Source organism: Dyella subtropica (genome assembly GCF_026283965.1).
Taxonomy (GTDB): domain Bacteria; phylum Pseudomonadota; class Gammaproteobacteria; order Xanthomonadales; family Rhodanobacteraceae; genus Dyella_D; species Dyella_D subtropica.
Genome location: NZ_JAPDPD010000005.1, coordinates 93,629 through 107,886 on the forward strand (window position 1 = coordinate 93,629; position 14,258 = coordinate 107,886).

Sequence of the window (14,258 nt, forward strand, 5' to 3'; positions counted from 1 at the left end):
CGCACGCGTAGCTGAAAGTCGACGCCAATCAGGTGGGAACAGAGGGAGGAGCAAAGCCGCCTCGATCAGCGCCGCGCCACAGCCGCCGCGCGAATGACCGCCGCGTGCTCAATAAGGTCGCGCCGCTCCAGCGCAAACACCCCCATTGCGCCGACCTTGAACTCGATCCACACGAAAGGGACTTCCGGCAGCAAAGCCACCAGCGCGCGCTCGCTCTCGCCCACTTCGACGATCAACAAGCCGTCCTCACTGAGATAGTCGGCAGCCTCGTCCAGCATGCGCAGGCAGATGTCCAGGCCGTCTTCGCCCGAAGTCAGGCCCAGCTTCGGCTCGTGGCTGTATTCGCCCGGGAGCGCGGCGTATTCGTCCTCGGTGACGTAGGGTGGATTGGAGACGATCAGGTCGTAACAACGGCCCTTCAAGCCGTTGAACAGATCGGACTTGATCGCCTCGACGCGCCCCTCGACGTGCTGGAACACGATGTTTTCGCGCGCCAGCGACAGCGCCTCGTCGCTGATGTCGACGATGTCCACCTGCCACTCCGGCTGGTACTCGGCCATGGCGATACCGATGCAGCCCGAGCCGGTGCACAGGTCGAGCGCGCGCTCCACATGGCGATGATCCAGCCACGGCGTGAAGCCGGATTCGATCAGCTCGGCGATCGGCGAGCGCGGCACCAGCGCGCGGCGGTCGCTCTTGAACTTCAACCCGGCGAACCAGGTTTCGCCGACCAGGTAGGCCACCGGCAGGCGCTCGTTGACGCGGCGCTCGATCAACGCCAGCACGCGTTCGCGCTCTGCGGTGGTGAGCTTGCCGGCGCCATAGGCCGGCGGGATATCCGGCGGCAGGTGCAGGCTGGCCAGCACCAGATGTGTGGCTTCGTCGATCGGGTTGTCGTGGCTGTGGCCGTAGGTCAGCCCGGCGGCCGAAAAGCGGCTGGCGCCGTAGCGGATGAAGTCGATGATGGAGGCGAGTTCGGCGGTCACGGCGGCCAGGGGATCGTAAAGAGGGTTGCGAAGTATAGCGGCTGAGCCCTCAGCCGACCTCGCCGCCATCCGGGCCATAGAAGAAGACCCAAGTGCAGAAGTCCTCGCTGAAGCCTTCGAAACGGTGCTCCATACCCGCCGGTACGAACAACACCTCGCCCGGCTCGAAAGGGCGGCGCACGCCATCACAAACAAACTGTCCACTGCCGGCGATCACCACATACAGCTCGTCGCGACGATGCGGCGTCTGCGGATCCACACCCACTGGACGATAGATCTCCACTTCCAGTGAGCCGTGCCGGAATATCGCGGCGAACGATGTCTCCACCTTTTCGAGGGCGGCCAGCGCCGCCGTCGGGGTCAGCCTGTCGTGCATGGAGACTCTCCTTATGAGAACGGATTCGATACCGGGCCCCGTATACTGGCCGGATGACTTTCAACGTACTCCTGCAATACATCCTGCCCCATCGCGCCCTGTCACGCGTGGTTTACTGGGCCACGCGCTGGACCTTCGCCCCCTGGAAGAACTTCCTGATCAGTCAGATCGTGCAGCGCTACCAGGTGAACATGGCCGAGGCGACGCAGCCTGACGCGCTGGCCTACCAGCACTTCAATGCGTTCTTCACTCGCAAGCTGCGCCCCGATGCACGCCGCGCCGACACGGACCCAAGCACCCTGATCAGCCCCGCCGACGGCAAGATCAGCCAGTCCGGCCCGATCGTGGACGGGCGCATCTTCCAGGCCAAGGGCCAGGAGTACACCGCGGCCGAACTGCTCGGTGACGAAGCCGCCGCCGCGCCCTACCGCAACGGCCGCTTTGTCACTGTCTACCTGTCGCCGCGCGACTACCACCGCGTGCACATGCCGCTGACCGGCACGCTCAAGGAAACCGTGCATGTGCCCGGTCGCATCTTCAGCGTCGCACCATTTGCGGTGGAGGCGATCCCGCGCCTGTTCGCCCGCAACGAGCGCCTGGTCTGCCACTTCGAGGGCGAGCATGGTCCGTTCGTGGTGGTGATGGTGGGCGCGATCCTGGTGTCCTCGGTCGCCACCGTGTGGGACGGCCTGGTGATTCCGCCTTATGCGTCCTCGATCCGGCGCAAGTCCTTTGCCGGTCAGAACATCACGCTGGAGCGTTTCGCCGAGATGGCGCGCTTCAATATGGGCTCCACGGTGATCATGCTATGGCCCGAAGGCGTGGCCGAGCTGGACGCCCTGCAGCCACAGCAAGCCGTGAAGGTGGGTCAGCGGCTGGGACAGCCTCCCTCTCACTGAGCGTCTCGCCGAATCACGAGCTGACGCATTTCGTCGTTTTGTGACCATTTTGGCGCAAGCCAGCTGGGCGCATGGCTATGCTTCGAGTATTCATGGTGCTTTCCCGCACCACCCTTTGAGTCCTCGAGGAGACCCATGCGCATCGTCAGCCAGATCATCGCCATGGGCCGCGCCCGCCAGCTGGGCCGGCAGTTTCGCGACATCGATCGCAGCATCCAGGGCCTTCCCCGCCGCGCTCGCGTTCAATTGGGCACCCTGACCCTACGAGAAATCGGCCAGGCGTCGCGCAGCGAATTCCCCCATCTTTACGGGACCTCACCCGACCAGCGCTATCTGCCGTGGGGCGAGGGCACCGAGATCGGCTATACGCGGGCTCGCTCGGACAACCCCGAAATCTCGATGCGCGGCATCGCCTTGTGGCTCGCCGTGGCCTACCACGAAACCAAGGATTCGCCGCACCTGAAACTGCAGCTGCATCATCGTCAGCTCATGCGCGTCCTGCGTGAGTTGAAGGAAATTCACCGCAGCGCGGAGCCCCGCAAGGGCAACAGCCTGATGACAACGGCTGCCGCGGCTTGATCCCCCAAGGGTGGGATAAGCGTCCCACCCGCTCGTTACACGCCCCGATTCAACGGCAAACCGGCAGCTTGAGCGTCTGCCCCGGGCGAATGTGCTCGTGCTTGATCCCGTTCAACTGCGCCACTTCTTGCGCATCCGTGCAGCTCAGCTTGCGCACGATGCCCACCAGGGTGTCCCCGCGCTTCACCACGTAGCTGCTCGATTTGGCCGGTGCGGACGACGAACGTGCCGCGGGCGCGGCAGGCGTCGAAGACACCACTGGCAGCACGGCGGTGTGCAGGTCGTTGGCGAGAATCGGCCATGGGCCATCCACACAACGTGACGCATAAGGCTTTTCAAGCAATTTGGGCACGACCAGGCGAGCGCCGGCCGGCTGCGCCACCTGCGGATCGAGCCGCGGATTGAGGTTGCGTAAAGTGCGGAACCAGCCATCGCCCATGCCACCCGCCGAACCAAAGCAGACCGTGAGTTCAGTGATCGACGCCGGCCTGGCCAAGGTGATGCTGCCGGGCGCACCGTCCATCTTCGGGAAGCGCAGGTTGTAGCTGTCCGGATGCAGGAACAACCAGGCCGCGGCCAGCACCGCCGGTACGTAGTCGCGGGTTTCCTGTGATAGCTGGTTGTAGATGCGCGGGTCGTAGAAGCTGGTGGAAGTGTCGTCGCCCGCCAGGCGGCGCATGCGCCCTTCGCCACCGTTGTAGGCGGCCAGGGTCATCTCGAGATTGTTGTTGAAGATCTTCAGCTGCTCGTCGAGGTATTCGGCATTCGCGCGCGCGGATTGGGCCGGATCGAAGCGCTCGTCGAAACTGCCGTCCGTACCCAGGCCGAAGCGCAGGCCGGTGGCGTACATGAACTGCAGCGGGCCGGCAGCACCCGAACGCGACACCGCGTGTACCTTGCCGCCGGATTCCTTGGCCAGGATGCCGAACAACACCGCCTCGGGCAGGTCGCGGTTCTGGTACTGCGGCCACATCTGGTAGCGCATGTACTGGTAATTGACGTACGCACTCATCAGGTTCGGACGCCACTGCGTCAGCCACATCTCCAGCGCCGCCTTCACTGGGCCGTTCATGGCGATCAGCTCAGACAACTGCTGGCCGTGAAGCAAGGTCACGCTGCGCTGCGCCTGCGGCAGGCTGGCCGCACCGGTCTTGCCGGCATTGCCGCCCTCAGCGGTTTGCTCGCCAGTGATTTCCACGTCGTCGCCGAGCGAGAAGCTGCCGTCTTTCAGACGCAGCAAGCGGTCATACGCCGAGAAGAAACGCTGAGGATCGCAACCCGGACTGTTGCCGCACTGCGCGGAAGCACGCTTCAACTGCTCCAGTGCCGCCGACAAGGTTTGCTGCGAAGCCTGGCTATTGCCCTCGCGCGCCTGTTGCAGGGCCGTCTCGTAGCTTTTGCCGGCCTGGTCCAGCTGGCCGTAGAGCGCATTCACCTGAGGCGTGGGTGGTGTAGTGCCGCCAGTGCTGGCACAGGCACCAAGCGTCGCCAGCGCCGCGAAGAGAGGAACAAGGCGCAGAGAGCTTGTGTGGATGCGTACCTGCATGACGGACTTCACTGTTCGAAAGCGTCGACAATAGCCGCCGCAAGCACCTGACTCAACTGGAAACTGCTCCCGCCGATCGCGCACCAGCGAACCCGCGATAGCACCGGCGTCTTGGCTACAATCGCCAAGTCACCTTCGGACGGATCCCCATGTCACGGATAGCCACCGTCTCCACCGGCACGCCCTTCTCGGAGCGCCTGCCCAGCGCATTCGGTTACCCGTTGCGCGGCGCGGCACTCGCCAGCTGTATTGGATTGGCGTTGCTGCACTATGTCGGGTTGCTGCCATCGTTTATCGGGTTCTTCGCCAGCCTGATGGTGTGGACCGCCACCTGGCGGTATGCCGCCGATTGCATGTTGCACACCGCACACGGCTACGCCGATCCGCCGGATGTGAGCCTCGGCGGCAATGAATCCGCCGGCTGGGCGCTGGCCGCCATCCACTTGATGATCGTTGCGCTGTGCGTGCTCGCCATCGTATTTTTCCCCAAGGCCCTCTGGCCAGTGCTGATCCTGTCCGCACTGGCGCTACCCGCGATCGATATGTCGCTGGCGTTCGACGGCAACCTCGCCGCGGCGTTGAATCCCATCCATGTCTGGCGAATCGTCACCGGCTTCGGCGTGGCCTATCTGATCCCAGTCGCGATCAATCTGCTGACCGGCGCGCTGCTCGCGCTGGCCTCACTCGCCACCGGCTTCCTGCCGAAACTGCTGGCGTTGCCGCTCTATGCCTTCGCCTACACCTACCTGATCATCCTTGGCTTCCACTTGATGGGCGCGATGATCCATGAGCGTCACGAGCGTTTCGGCATGGCGCCGGAAGCGGAGGCGCTGGCGAGAGAAGTGCATCAGGACGCCGACGAACAACTGCTGGATGCGGTTCGCGAAACGTCCACGCGAGATCCGCAAGCGGCCATCGCCATGCTGGTCGCCCGCATGCAGGACCGCAGCGCGCCGGCTCCGCTGCATCAGGCCTATCGCCAACTCCTGCAACAGCAAGGTCTTCGCGATGGCTTGCTGACCCATGGGCAAATCTGGGCAGCCGCACTACTGGCCAACGGCGAGTCGCGGCGGGCACTGGGTCTGCTGCAGGAATGCATCGATATCGATCCCGCGTTCCTGCCTGACGACCCCGGCAACACGGGCACCCTGGCCGAGCTGGCGGCTCGCCTCGGCATGAGCCGCCTCGCTGTGAAGCTGTGCCGCGGCTACCTGTCCACCTGGCCCACCGCACCGGAAGCACCTCGCTACGGCCTGCTCGCTGCCCGACAGCTCGGCATGCAACTCGGACAACCGACCGAGGCCATGGTGCTGTTGGGCAAGCTCGCAGCGGATTGGCCTGATCATCCGCTGCATCGCGAGATGCTCTCGCTCAAACGACAACTGCAGGACATGCAAACTTCCCTATGAGCCGCTGGCGACCACCCTCCCCCTCCTCCACGGCCATCATCACTCGCGAAGGTTTCGAGAAGCTCAAGGCCGAGCTGGACCACCTGTGGCTCACGCTGCGCCCCGAAGTGGTGAAAGCGCTGGCCGCCGCCGCGGCCGAAGGCGACCGCTCGGAGAACGCCGAGTACACCTACCGCAAAAAACAGCTAGGTGAGATCGATCGCCGCGTGCGTTACCTGAGCAAGCGCATTCCATCGCTGAAAGTGGCCGAAGGCATGCCGGCCGATCGGGAGCTGGTGTTCTTCGGCGCGCGTATCGAACTGGAGAACGTCGATACCGGCGAGAGTCTCAGCTATCGCATCGTGGGACCGGACGAAACCGACGCCAAGCTCGGCTGGATCAGTATCGACTCGCCACTGGCTCGCGCCGTGCTGAAAAAACGCCTGGACGATGAATTCGAAGCCGAACTCCCTGCCGGGCGCACGCGCTTCGCCATTATCGGCGTGACTTACTAAACACCACCTCTGTAGGAGCGCACCCTGTGCGCGAAGGCCGCTACAGCCACGTTTGGCATCGCACGGTCGCGCACAAGGTGCGCTCCTACATGCGGCCAACGCCTTACTGGCCGCCGCCCATCAAGGCTGCGATTTTCGCCTGGTGCGATTCGTAGAACGTCACGTTGGCCATGTTGACCTTGGACTGATCGATCGCCTTCGCCACCGCGGGATCGCTGCGTGACTGCACCACGATCGCGGCGTTCATCAGCGCAATGTTCGCCAGCATGAATTCGCGCGGCGAAAAACCGTACTTCTTGATCAACGGAGCGATGCGCGCATCGCCAGACATGGCCTGTGCAGCAAGGTCATCCAGGTTGTGCACTTTGGTGGGATCGGGGGTGGCCTGTGAACGAATGCCCTGCGTGCGGGCCTCCTTGGTCGCGGCCATCAGACGGCCGAACACATCTTCATTGAGTTTGTAGTCCTTGATCTGCTGCTTGTCCGCCTCCGTCAGCCCCTGGGTCGCGGACTGCGCCGCGGCGGGATGCGGCAGCAAGGCGGCGAAGGCGAGCCAGAGGCCGAACAACCAGGCTGTCGCCATGCCTGGTTTGCGTTGAGTCGTTGTCGTCATGGAGGTCTCCGTAAAACCGTTGGACGCCACAGCATGGCACGACGCAACGCTGTGACAGTCGCCAACCCTACGCAAGACCAAATGAATGTCGCCTGCGGAACAATCTCCGCGCCGATCAGAACGCCATGACCTAGGCAGCGGGCACCGGAGCCGGGTAGCTGCGCCCTGCCCGCAGCGGCTGGTAGCAGGCGGCATCCTGATGGAAGGCTTCCTGGTCGTTGTCCGCATGCCAACCGGGAATGCCGGACAGCGGCAAAGGACGTAGCTCCAACGGATCGCGCAGCAACTGCCCGGCGGCGATGGCCGCGGCGCAGTGCTCCACTAGCGAGTGGCGTCCTTCATTCGGCGACGCCAGGAACACCAAGGCCTTGCCCACCAGCAGCTTCCCAGGCGTCAACGCATGCTCAAGCAGCGCATGGCCGAACACATGCACGCGTATCGCGCCATCGAGCCAGTCCTGGCGTCTGCGCCAAAACAACCCATGCCAATCGTGCGCATCCCACAGCGCAAGCAACGACGGCTCGCTCAGCTGCACGATCACACCGGCTTCATCGAAATGCGTCAACGCATACTGCGGCCGCGAACGCTCCTGCGTGCCCATGTGGGCGATCTCGGCGACTTGCTGCGCGTTCAACGCACGCTTGATGGACGGATAGCGCAGCCACACCAGCGCATTGAAGAGATCGTGCCAGTTCGCTTCCCGAGTGGCGATCTGACCGCATTCGGCGATGCGCTGCTCATAGTGCAGGCCATCGGAAAGTAACGCTGGCGTCTGCGCCATGAAGCGCTCGCGCACACCGTCTTGTGCGCGAGCGTTGAGCGTTTCGATGGATGGCCAAACGTCACATTCCAGCAGGTCGGCGTACTCCGACCAATCAGTTAGCGGCGACTGGGCGAACACCCTCGTATCAACCGAACTACGCGCGGGTGCCACGTAACGCATGGCCTGGCGAAGCTCAGCCAGCGAGGCGCGCGTGCAAGTCGTGTTCGTCGGCCGACTCGACCACCACGTCGACGAACTGGCCTGGCTTCAGCAACTGGCCATTGGCGATGTGCACCGCACCGTCGATTTCGGGAGCGTCAGCCGCCGAGCGCGCGATGGCGCCTTCGGCACCCGCCTCGTCAACCAGCACCTTGATGGTACGGCCGATCTTGCGTTGCAGCTTGGCGGCGGAAATCTCCGCCTGCACTGCCATGAATTGCTCCAGGCGATCTTCCTTCAACTCCTCGGACACCGGGTTCGGCAGCTCGTTGGCCTTGGCGCCATCCACCGGCGAGTACGCGAACGCGCCCACGCGGTCTAGTTCGGCCTCGCGCAGAAAGTCCAACAGCTCCTCGAACTCGGCGTCAGTCTCGCCCGGGAAGCCAACGATGAAGGTGCTGCGAAGCGTGATGTCCGGCACCGCCTTGCGCCAGTTGCGGATGCGCTCCAGCGTCTTGTCGATGTTGCCCGGGCGCTTCATCAACTTGAGGATGCGCGGACTGGCGTGCTGGAACGGGATATCGAGGTACGGAAGGATTTTCCCTTCCGCCATCAGCGGCATCACCTCGTCCACGTGCGGATACGGGTAGACGTAGTGCAGGCGGGTCCACACGCCGAGTTCGGACAAGCCCTCGCACAGTTCGGTCATGCGCGTGCGGTAGCTCTTGTCGCGCCACTGGCGCTCGGCGTACTTCACGTCCACGCCGTAGGCGCTGGTGTCCTGCGAGATCACCAGCAGTTCCTTCACGCCGCCCTTCACCAGCTTCTCGGCTTCGATCAACACCTCGTCGACCGGGCGCGACACCAGGTCGCCGCGCATCGATGGAATGATGCAGAAACTGCAGCGGTGATTGCAGCCTTCGGAAATTTTGAGATACGCGTAGTGCTTCGGCGTGAGCTTGATGCCGGTATCCGGAATGATGTCCAGCAACGGATTGCGCTTAGGCGGCAGCGCCGCATGCACCGCGTTCATCACGCTGCCGTAGTCCTGCGGGCCAGTGATTGCCAGCACGTCCGGATACGCTTCGCGAATCAGTTCCGAACGCTTGCCCAGACAGCCGGTGACGATCACCTTGCCGTTCTCGTGCAGCGCCTCGCCGATGGCGTCCAGCGATTCCTGCACGGCGGCATCGATGAAGCCGCAGGTATTCACCACCACGGCATCGGCGGCGTCATAACGCGGCACGATCTCGTAACCCTCTACCTTGAGCTGGGTGAGGATGCGCTCGGAATCGACCAGCGCCTTGGGGCAGCCGAGGCTGACGAAACCGATCTTGGGGGACGCCTGGGACATGGCCTAGCTACCGTAAACATGCAGAGAACCGACAATTATACGCCAGCCCGATCTCCGCGCCCGGCTGGCTAAAATTGGCCTTTGCCGCCGCAAGGAGCTTCCCCATGGGCCAGACCATCAGCCTCAACACCAACCGCATGCAGTGCATCGGCGCCTACCTGGCGCAACCCGAAGGCAAGCCAAAGGGCGGCATCGTGGTGATCCAGGAGATTTTCGGCGTCAACGCTCACATCCGCAGCGTGGCCGACCGTTTCGCCGCCGCGGGCTACACCGCTATCGCACCGTGCTTTTTCGATCACCTCGAAACCGGCCTGGAGATGGACTACGACGCCATCAGCGCGACCAAGGGCAAGGCCCTGGTCACGGAGTTGGGCATGGATCGCGCGGTGGAAGACGTCGCCAGCGCGGCCGAGGCTATCGCCTCGGTGGGCAAGATCGGCACCGTCGGCTATTGCTGGGGCGGCACCGTGGCGATGCTGTCTGCCATGCGTCTGGGCCTGCCGTCAGTGAGCTACTACGGCGCGCGCAATACCCCCTTCCTTGGCGAAATGCCGAAGGCGCCGGTGATGTTCCATTTCGGCGAACTGGACAAAAGCATCCCGCCGGAGACGGTAGCGAAGCATCGCGAGATGCTGCCGCAGATGGATGTCTTCACCTACCCCGCCGACCACGCCTTCAATCGCGACATCGGCCCGCAGTATCACGAAGCCAGCGCGAAGCTCGCCTGGGAACGCACCATGACCTTCTTCAACCAGCAGCTGGCCCGCGCATGAGGGGCACCGGCTTCATGCTCGATGCGCGACTGGAAGCGGACACTCACCGCGTCACCTCACTGCCTTTGTGCGACGTGCTGCTGATGAACGACGCGCGCTTCCCGTGGCTGATCCTGGTGCCGCATCGCGCCGGCCTGGTAGAGATCGCCGATCTGCCGGAAGAAGCCCAGGCGACGCTCTGGCAAGAATTGAACCAGGCCGCGGCGGCCCTGCGCGACGTGGCGCCCTGCGACAAGCTCAATCTCGGCGCGCTGGGCAATATCGTGCGCCAGCTGCATGTGCATGTGGTGGCGCGGCGCGAAGGCGATGCGGCGTGGCCAGGCCCCGTGTGGGGCAGCGGCCCAGCGGAGCCTTACGCGACCGCCGTGCTGGACGATCTGCTGCAACGCCTGCGCGCCGCACTGGAAGTGCCCGCAAACTGAGAAGGCCCAAAAAGAAAAAGCCCGCGATCGAATCGCGGGCTTTCTCGTCATCTGATATCGATCAGTGTCGCGACGGGTCGTAGCCGCTGTCGCTGGCCGACTTGCCCTTCATTTCGTCGTTCATCTTGACCGGCGCGTGGTAATCCTCGAGTTCGCGCGCCTTGGTATCAACCGGGTTGATCTTCTTCAGCGTGCCACCGTCGTCGTAGTACACGGTGAAGCCATAGTCGAGCTGCATGCGCGCCATGAACTCCAGGTGCTGCTTGCGGATCTTCGACTCGTCGCTGCGCGTCAGCAGCACAGTCTTGGGCAGCTTGCCCTGATCCTTGAGGTAGGCGAAGTGGCTGCCAGTATCGAGCGCGGAAAGCACCGCGCCATCGACCAGGAACTGCCCGCTCTTGTACGCCTGCAGCGTCGTATCGAACTTGCCCTGCATCTGCTCGGTCTTGATGGCCTCGCCCTTGGTGCCGCCGAGATGGCAACCGGCCAGCATCAGCATGCTGCCCATCAGGAGGGCGGCAGCCGTGCGACTCAGCAGTGTGGATAGACGAATCATGCGTATCTCCGACAATCAATCAGTGAGAACAACGAAGGGAGTGTAGCGCCGTCCCGATGCGTCGCATCGCCATCGGACGGCGGCCGTTCAGGTGAAGCGCATGCCCGCGTGAACGCCGCGCGGGCGCAAGAGTGCGCTGTCTCAGGTGCGTGGCAAGGTTACGCCCTGCTGCCCCTGATATTTGCCGCCGCGATCTCGGTAGCTGGTTTCGCATTCCTCGTCGGATTCAAGGAATAGCATCTGCGCCACGCCCTCGTTAGCGTAGATTTTTGCGGGCAGCGGCGTGGTGTTGGAGAACTCGAGCGTGACGTGCCCTTCCCACTCCGGCTCCAGCGGCGTCACGTTGACGATAATGCCGCAGCGCGCATACGTGCTCTTGCCCAGGCAGATGGTGAGCACCTTGCGCGGGATACGGAAGTACTCAACCGTACGCGCCAGCGCGAACGAATTGGGCGGGATGATGCAGACATCCGCCTCGACGTCGACGAAGCTGCTCGGATCGAAGGCTTTGGGATCGACGATGGTCGAGTTGATGTTGGTGAATATCTTGAACTCGCGTGCGCAACGCACGTCGTAGCCGTAGCTGGAGGTGCCGTAGGAGACCAGTTTATTGCCGTCCCTGAGCTTGACCTGGCCCGCCTCGAACGGCTCGATCATGCCCTGCTGCTCGGCCATGCGCCGGATCCACTTGTCGGATTTGATACTCACTCGGGCTCCCAATGATCATGAATCCGCCCAGTGCCATGCGCCGGGCGGAGAATGCGGAAAAATAACGGATCGGCCGGTACCCCGCCAGTCGAGCAGGGCCAGCGTGGCGGGCCGATGCCCTTGCCGGGCTGCCCCCGCTCCCAACCGCGCGTCAGGGGCACTCTCGTCCGCACTGAAAGATAAGCTCATGAAACCATGAGATATTCGATAAGCGCTTCGTGGGAATGCTGCTGGCTGCGCGCTACCTAATCGTCGGATGTCACGGTTCCATGCACGGCACGCCGCAGACGATCCAGGGCATTGCGAATCCGATCGACATGCTCCGGCTGGCCGAGCAGGGCTTCCGTCGAGTAGCCCGCTCCAGGCAACGGAAAATCGGCGGCCGCACTGTCCAATATGCAGGCCGACATGGTCGTCAGCACTTCTCGCAGCGCGGCCTGCGCATGATGCGAGCCGCGTCCCGATGCATTCCACTGCACCACCGGCTTGCCGGGAAACTCCAGGCTGGCAACCAGCCAGTCGAGCAAGTTCTTGAACGCGCCCGGCACGCCATGCGCGTATTCGGGACAGGCGATCAGCAGCGCATCGCTCCTTCCCACCGCTTGGCGCAATCCGGTGACCGATTCGGGCAACGGCTCCACATCAAGATCGGGATTGAACAAAGGCAGCCCGCCCATCCCTTCGAACAGCGAGAGTTCGAGCTCGTCCGGCGCCAGCGCACTTGCTGCGCGCAACAACGCCGTATTGCTCGATACGCGACGGAGGCTGCCCGAGAGGCACAGCACACGAAACCGCTTTCCCGCGCTCATGCAGCAGGTGTGCCCTGTACCACGATCTTGCCCAGGCCCAGCGACTTGTTGCGCGGCTGCTTCGACAACCGGCCGGCAGCATTGCGCGCGATCTCGCGGTAGCGCGCGGCGAGATCGGAATCCGGCATGGCCGCTACCGTCGGCGTGCCGCTGTCAGCCTGCTCGCGGATACGGATATCCAACGGCAGCGAGCCCAGATACGGCACCTGATACTGCTCCGCCATGCGCGCGCCACCGCCTTCGCCGAAGATGTGTTCTTCGTGGCCGCAGTTCGAGCACACATGGGTCGCCATGTTCTCGACGATGCCGAGCACCGGCACCTCGACCTTCTCGAACATCTTCAGCGCCTTGCGTGCATCGAGCAGGGCGATGTCCTGCGGCGTGGTGACGATCACCGCGCCCGCCACCGGCACCTTCTGCGATAGGGTGAGCTGGATATCGCCGGTACCCGGCGGCAAGTCCACAATCAAATAGTCCAGTTGCTCCCAGCGGCTATCGGTGAGCAGTTGCATCATCGCCTGGGTGACCATGGGGCCGCGCCAGATCATCGGCGTCTCTTCATCCACCAGGAAGCCGATCGACATCGCCTGCAAGCCGTGCGCCTGCATCGGCGTGATGGTCTTGCCGTCCGGCGATTCCGGCTTGCCGCTGATACCGAGCATGCGCGGCTGGCTGGGACCGTAGATGTCGGCATCCAGCACGCCGACCTTGGCGCCTTCGGCGGCCAGTGCCAGCGCCAGGTTGGCCGACACGGTGGACTTGCCCACGCCGCCCTTGCCGGAAGCGACCACGATGATGTTCTTCACATTCGGCAGCGGCGCCAGCGTGCCCTGCACCTTGTGCGCATAAACGCGGGTGGTGATGGACACGGAGGCGGCCTCGATCGCCGGGTCCGCCTCCAGCGCCTGCTTCACGCGCGCGCTCAGCGTGTCGACCGCACCGCCCGCCGGGTAGCCCAACTGCAGATCCACCGACACCCGGGCGCCGTCCACGCCCACAGCGCGCAAGTTTTCGGCCAGCGGCGCGCCAGTGTGGGTGTCGGTCAGCTCGCCGAGGATGCGGCGGACCAGGGCTTCGCTTGCTTGCGTCATGGGGATAAAGAACGGGGAAGAGGGCGTCTATTATGCCAGCCCGCCACCCTCGCCCACCCGAGCGACGGCAGGTTGCGCGTTGCAGCTTGACGCTCCGTCGCCGCCTCGTCAGGCTCCATCCATACTGTTTCGTACGGGAGGGTTGCATGAAACCACTGATTCGCCTCGCCATCGCCACCGGCCTGCTGCTTGGCGCCGGCGCCGTGTTCGCCGCCAGCAACTCGCCAGTGGGCACCTGGAAGACCATCGATGACAAGACCCATCGGCCCAAGTCCATCGTGCAGATCACCGAGGTCAACGGCGAACTGCAGGGCAAGGTGCTTCAGGTGCTGGAATCCGACGAAGGTCCGCACCCCATCTGCAAAGAGTGCGACGGCGACCGTAAAGACAAGCCCGTCGAGGGCATGGTCATCATGTGGGGCGTCAAGCGGGATGATGACGTGTGGGACGGCGGCCGCATCCTCGACCCCAAGAACGGCAAGATCTACAAGGTCAAGCTCAAGACCATCGAGAACGGTGCCAAGCTCGACGTGCACGGCTACATCGGCTTCTCGCTGATCGGCCGCAGCCAGGTGTGGGAGCGCCAGGAATAAGCCTGCGACCTCAGTGCCGCGCAAAAAGGGTGAGCCAAGCTCACCCTTTTTCGTTTCCACGATCCGATCCAACGATGACCCGGCCACGGCCTCGCGCAACAGCCGCCGCCGCAACAGCCCACCCTGAA

Annotated in this window: 17 protein-coding genes; 7 read left to right on the forward strand and 10 right to left on the reverse strand. The window is 63.8% G+C overall.

The window, feature by feature from the left end:
* Positions 1 to 65: 65 nt before the first annotated feature.
* Together prmB and OUZ45_RS05760 are read right to left on the reverse strand one after the other, a co-directional pair.
* A complete protein-coding gene (prmB, locus tag OUZ45_RS05755; RefSeq protein WP_266168982.1) occupies positions 66 to 986 on the reverse strand; it encodes a 50S ribosomal protein L3 N(5)-glutamine methyltransferase in 921 nt (306 codons plus the stop codon).
* Between the two features lie 49 nt (positions 987 to 1,035).
* Positions 1,036 to 1,362: a cupin domain-containing protein gene (locus OUZ45_RS05760; RefSeq protein ID WP_266168983.1), complete on the reverse strand. Its 327-nt coding sequence runs from the start codon at positions 1,360 to 1,362 to the stop codon at positions 1,036 to 1,038.
* Between the two features lie 53 nt (positions 1,363 to 1,415).
* Here OUZ45_RS05760 and asd point away from each other — a divergent pair, with 53 nt between their 5' ends.
* Both asd and OUZ45_RS05770 read left to right on the forward strand, forming a co-directional pair.
* Entirely contained in the window at positions 1,416 to 2,261 is an 846-nt protein-coding gene (gene asd / locus OUZ45_RS05765) for an archaetidylserine decarboxylase (protein ID WP_266168984.1), read from the forward strand.
* A gap of 135 nt (positions 2,262 to 2,396) precedes the next feature.
* Complete coding sequence (locus OUZ45_RS05770) at positions 2,397 to 2,840, forward strand: hypothetical protein (protein ID WP_266168985.1); 444 nt, start codon at positions 2,397 to 2,399, stop codon at positions 2,838 to 2,840.
* A 49-nt stretch (positions 2,841 to 2,889) separates the two neighbouring features.
* On the opposite strand, the gene OUZ45_RS05775 is transcribed toward OUZ45_RS05770, so the two are convergent.
* Positions 2,890 to 4,386, reverse strand: a complete 1,497-nt coding sequence (locus tag OUZ45_RS05775; protein ID WP_266168986.1) for a transglycosylase SLT domain-containing protein — start codon at positions 4,384 to 4,386, stop codon at positions 2,890 to 2,892.
* 149 nt (positions 4,387 to 4,535) lie between these two features.
* Between OUZ45_RS05775 and OUZ45_RS05780 the strand changes: the two genes are divergently transcribed.
* Both OUZ45_RS05780 and greB read left to right on the forward strand, forming a co-directional pair.
* Positions 4,536 to 5,795 (forward strand): tetratricopeptide repeat protein, encoded by a 1,260-nt coding sequence (locus tag OUZ45_RS05780; RefSeq protein WP_266168987.1) that lies wholly within the window; start codon positions 4,536 to 4,538, stop codon positions 5,793 to 5,795.
* On the forward strand, positions 5,792 to 6,289 hold the full coding sequence (gene greB / locus OUZ45_RS05785) for a transcription elongation factor GreB (RefSeq protein ID WP_266168988.1): 498 nt from the start codon (positions 5,792 to 5,794) through the stop codon (positions 6,287 to 6,289). The genes OUZ45_RS05780 and greB overlap by 4 nt, the downstream gene beginning before the upstream one ends.
* A 103-nt stretch (positions 6,290 to 6,392) precedes the next feature.
* On the opposite strand, the gene OUZ45_RS05790 is transcribed toward greB, so the two are convergent.
* The 3 genes from OUZ45_RS05790 to rimO all read right to left on the reverse strand — a co-directional run bounded on the left by OUZ45_RS05790 (position 6,393) and on the right by rimO (position 9,178).
* Positions 6,393 to 6,902 carry a hypothetical protein gene (locus tag OUZ45_RS05790; RefSeq protein WP_266168989.1) on the reverse strand — a complete coding sequence of 170 codons (510 nt, stop codon included), beginning with the start codon at positions 6,900 to 6,902 and terminating at the stop codon, positions 6,393 to 6,395.
* A gap of 130 nt (positions 6,903 to 7,032) precedes the next feature.
* Positions 7,033 to 7,845, reverse strand: coding sequence for a DUF3025 domain-containing protein (locus tag OUZ45_RS05795; RefSeq protein WP_266168990.1), 813 nt, complete (start codon positions 7,843 to 7,845; stop codon positions 7,033 to 7,035).
* A gap of 13 nt (positions 7,846 to 7,858) precedes the next feature.
* Positions 7,859 to 9,178, reverse strand: a complete 1,320-nt coding sequence (gene rimO, locus OUZ45_RS05800) for a 30S ribosomal protein S12 methylthiotransferase RimO (protein WP_266168991.1) — start codon at positions 9,176 to 9,178, stop codon at positions 7,859 to 7,861.
* Positions 9,179 to 9,282: 104 nt separating this feature from the next.
* On the opposite strand from rimO, the gene OUZ45_RS05805 reads away from it, so the two are divergent.
* A complete protein-coding gene (locus OUZ45_RS05805; protein WP_266168992.1) occupies positions 9,283 to 9,951 on the forward strand; it encodes a dienelactone hydrolase family protein in 669 nt (222 codons plus the stop codon).
* The gene (locus OUZ45_RS05810) at positions 9,948 to 10,373 is read left to right on the forward strand and encodes an HIT domain-containing protein (protein ID WP_266168993.1); all 426 of its coding nucleotides are present in this window, start codon (positions 9,948 to 9,950) and stop codon (positions 10,371 to 10,373) included. The genes OUZ45_RS05805 and OUZ45_RS05810 overlap by 4 nt, the downstream gene beginning before the upstream one ends.
* A gap of 61 nt (positions 10,374 to 10,434) precedes the next feature.
* On the opposite strand, the gene OUZ45_RS05815 is transcribed toward OUZ45_RS05810, so the two are convergent.
* The 4 genes from OUZ45_RS05815 to apbC all read right to left on the reverse strand — a co-directional run bounded on the left by OUZ45_RS05815 (position 10,435) and on the right by apbC (position 13,537).
* On the reverse strand, positions 10,435 to 10,929 hold the full coding sequence (locus OUZ45_RS05815; RefSeq protein ID WP_266168994.1) for a hypothetical protein: 495 nt from the start codon (positions 10,927 to 10,929) through the stop codon (positions 10,435 to 10,437).
* 141 nt (positions 10,930 to 11,070) lie between these two features.
* Positions 11,071 to 11,637, reverse strand: coding sequence for a dCTP deaminase (dcd, locus tag OUZ45_RS05820; RefSeq protein WP_266168995.1), 567 nt, complete (start codon positions 11,635 to 11,637; stop codon positions 11,071 to 11,073).
* 245 nt (positions 11,638 to 11,882) lie between these two features.
* The gene (locus tag OUZ45_RS05825; RefSeq protein ID WP_266168996.1) at positions 11,883 to 12,446 is read right to left on the reverse strand and encodes an NADPH-dependent FMN reductase; all 564 of its coding nucleotides are present in this window, start codon (positions 12,444 to 12,446) and stop codon (positions 11,883 to 11,885) included.
* Positions 12,443 to 13,537 (reverse strand): iron-sulfur cluster carrier protein ApbC, encoded by a 1,095-nt coding sequence (apbC, locus tag OUZ45_RS05830; RefSeq protein WP_266168997.1) that lies wholly within the window; start codon positions 13,535 to 13,537, stop codon positions 12,443 to 12,445. Before apbC ends, OUZ45_RS05825 begins: the two co-directional genes overlap by 4 nt.
* A gap of 146 nt (positions 13,538 to 13,683) precedes the next feature.
* Here apbC and OUZ45_RS05835 point away from each other — a divergent pair, with 146 nt between their 5' ends.
* A complete protein-coding gene (locus tag OUZ45_RS05835; RefSeq protein WP_266168998.1) occupies positions 13,684 to 14,130 on the forward strand; it encodes a DUF2147 domain-containing protein in 447 nt (148 codons plus the stop codon).
* Positions 14,131 to 14,258 lie beyond the last annotated feature (128 nt).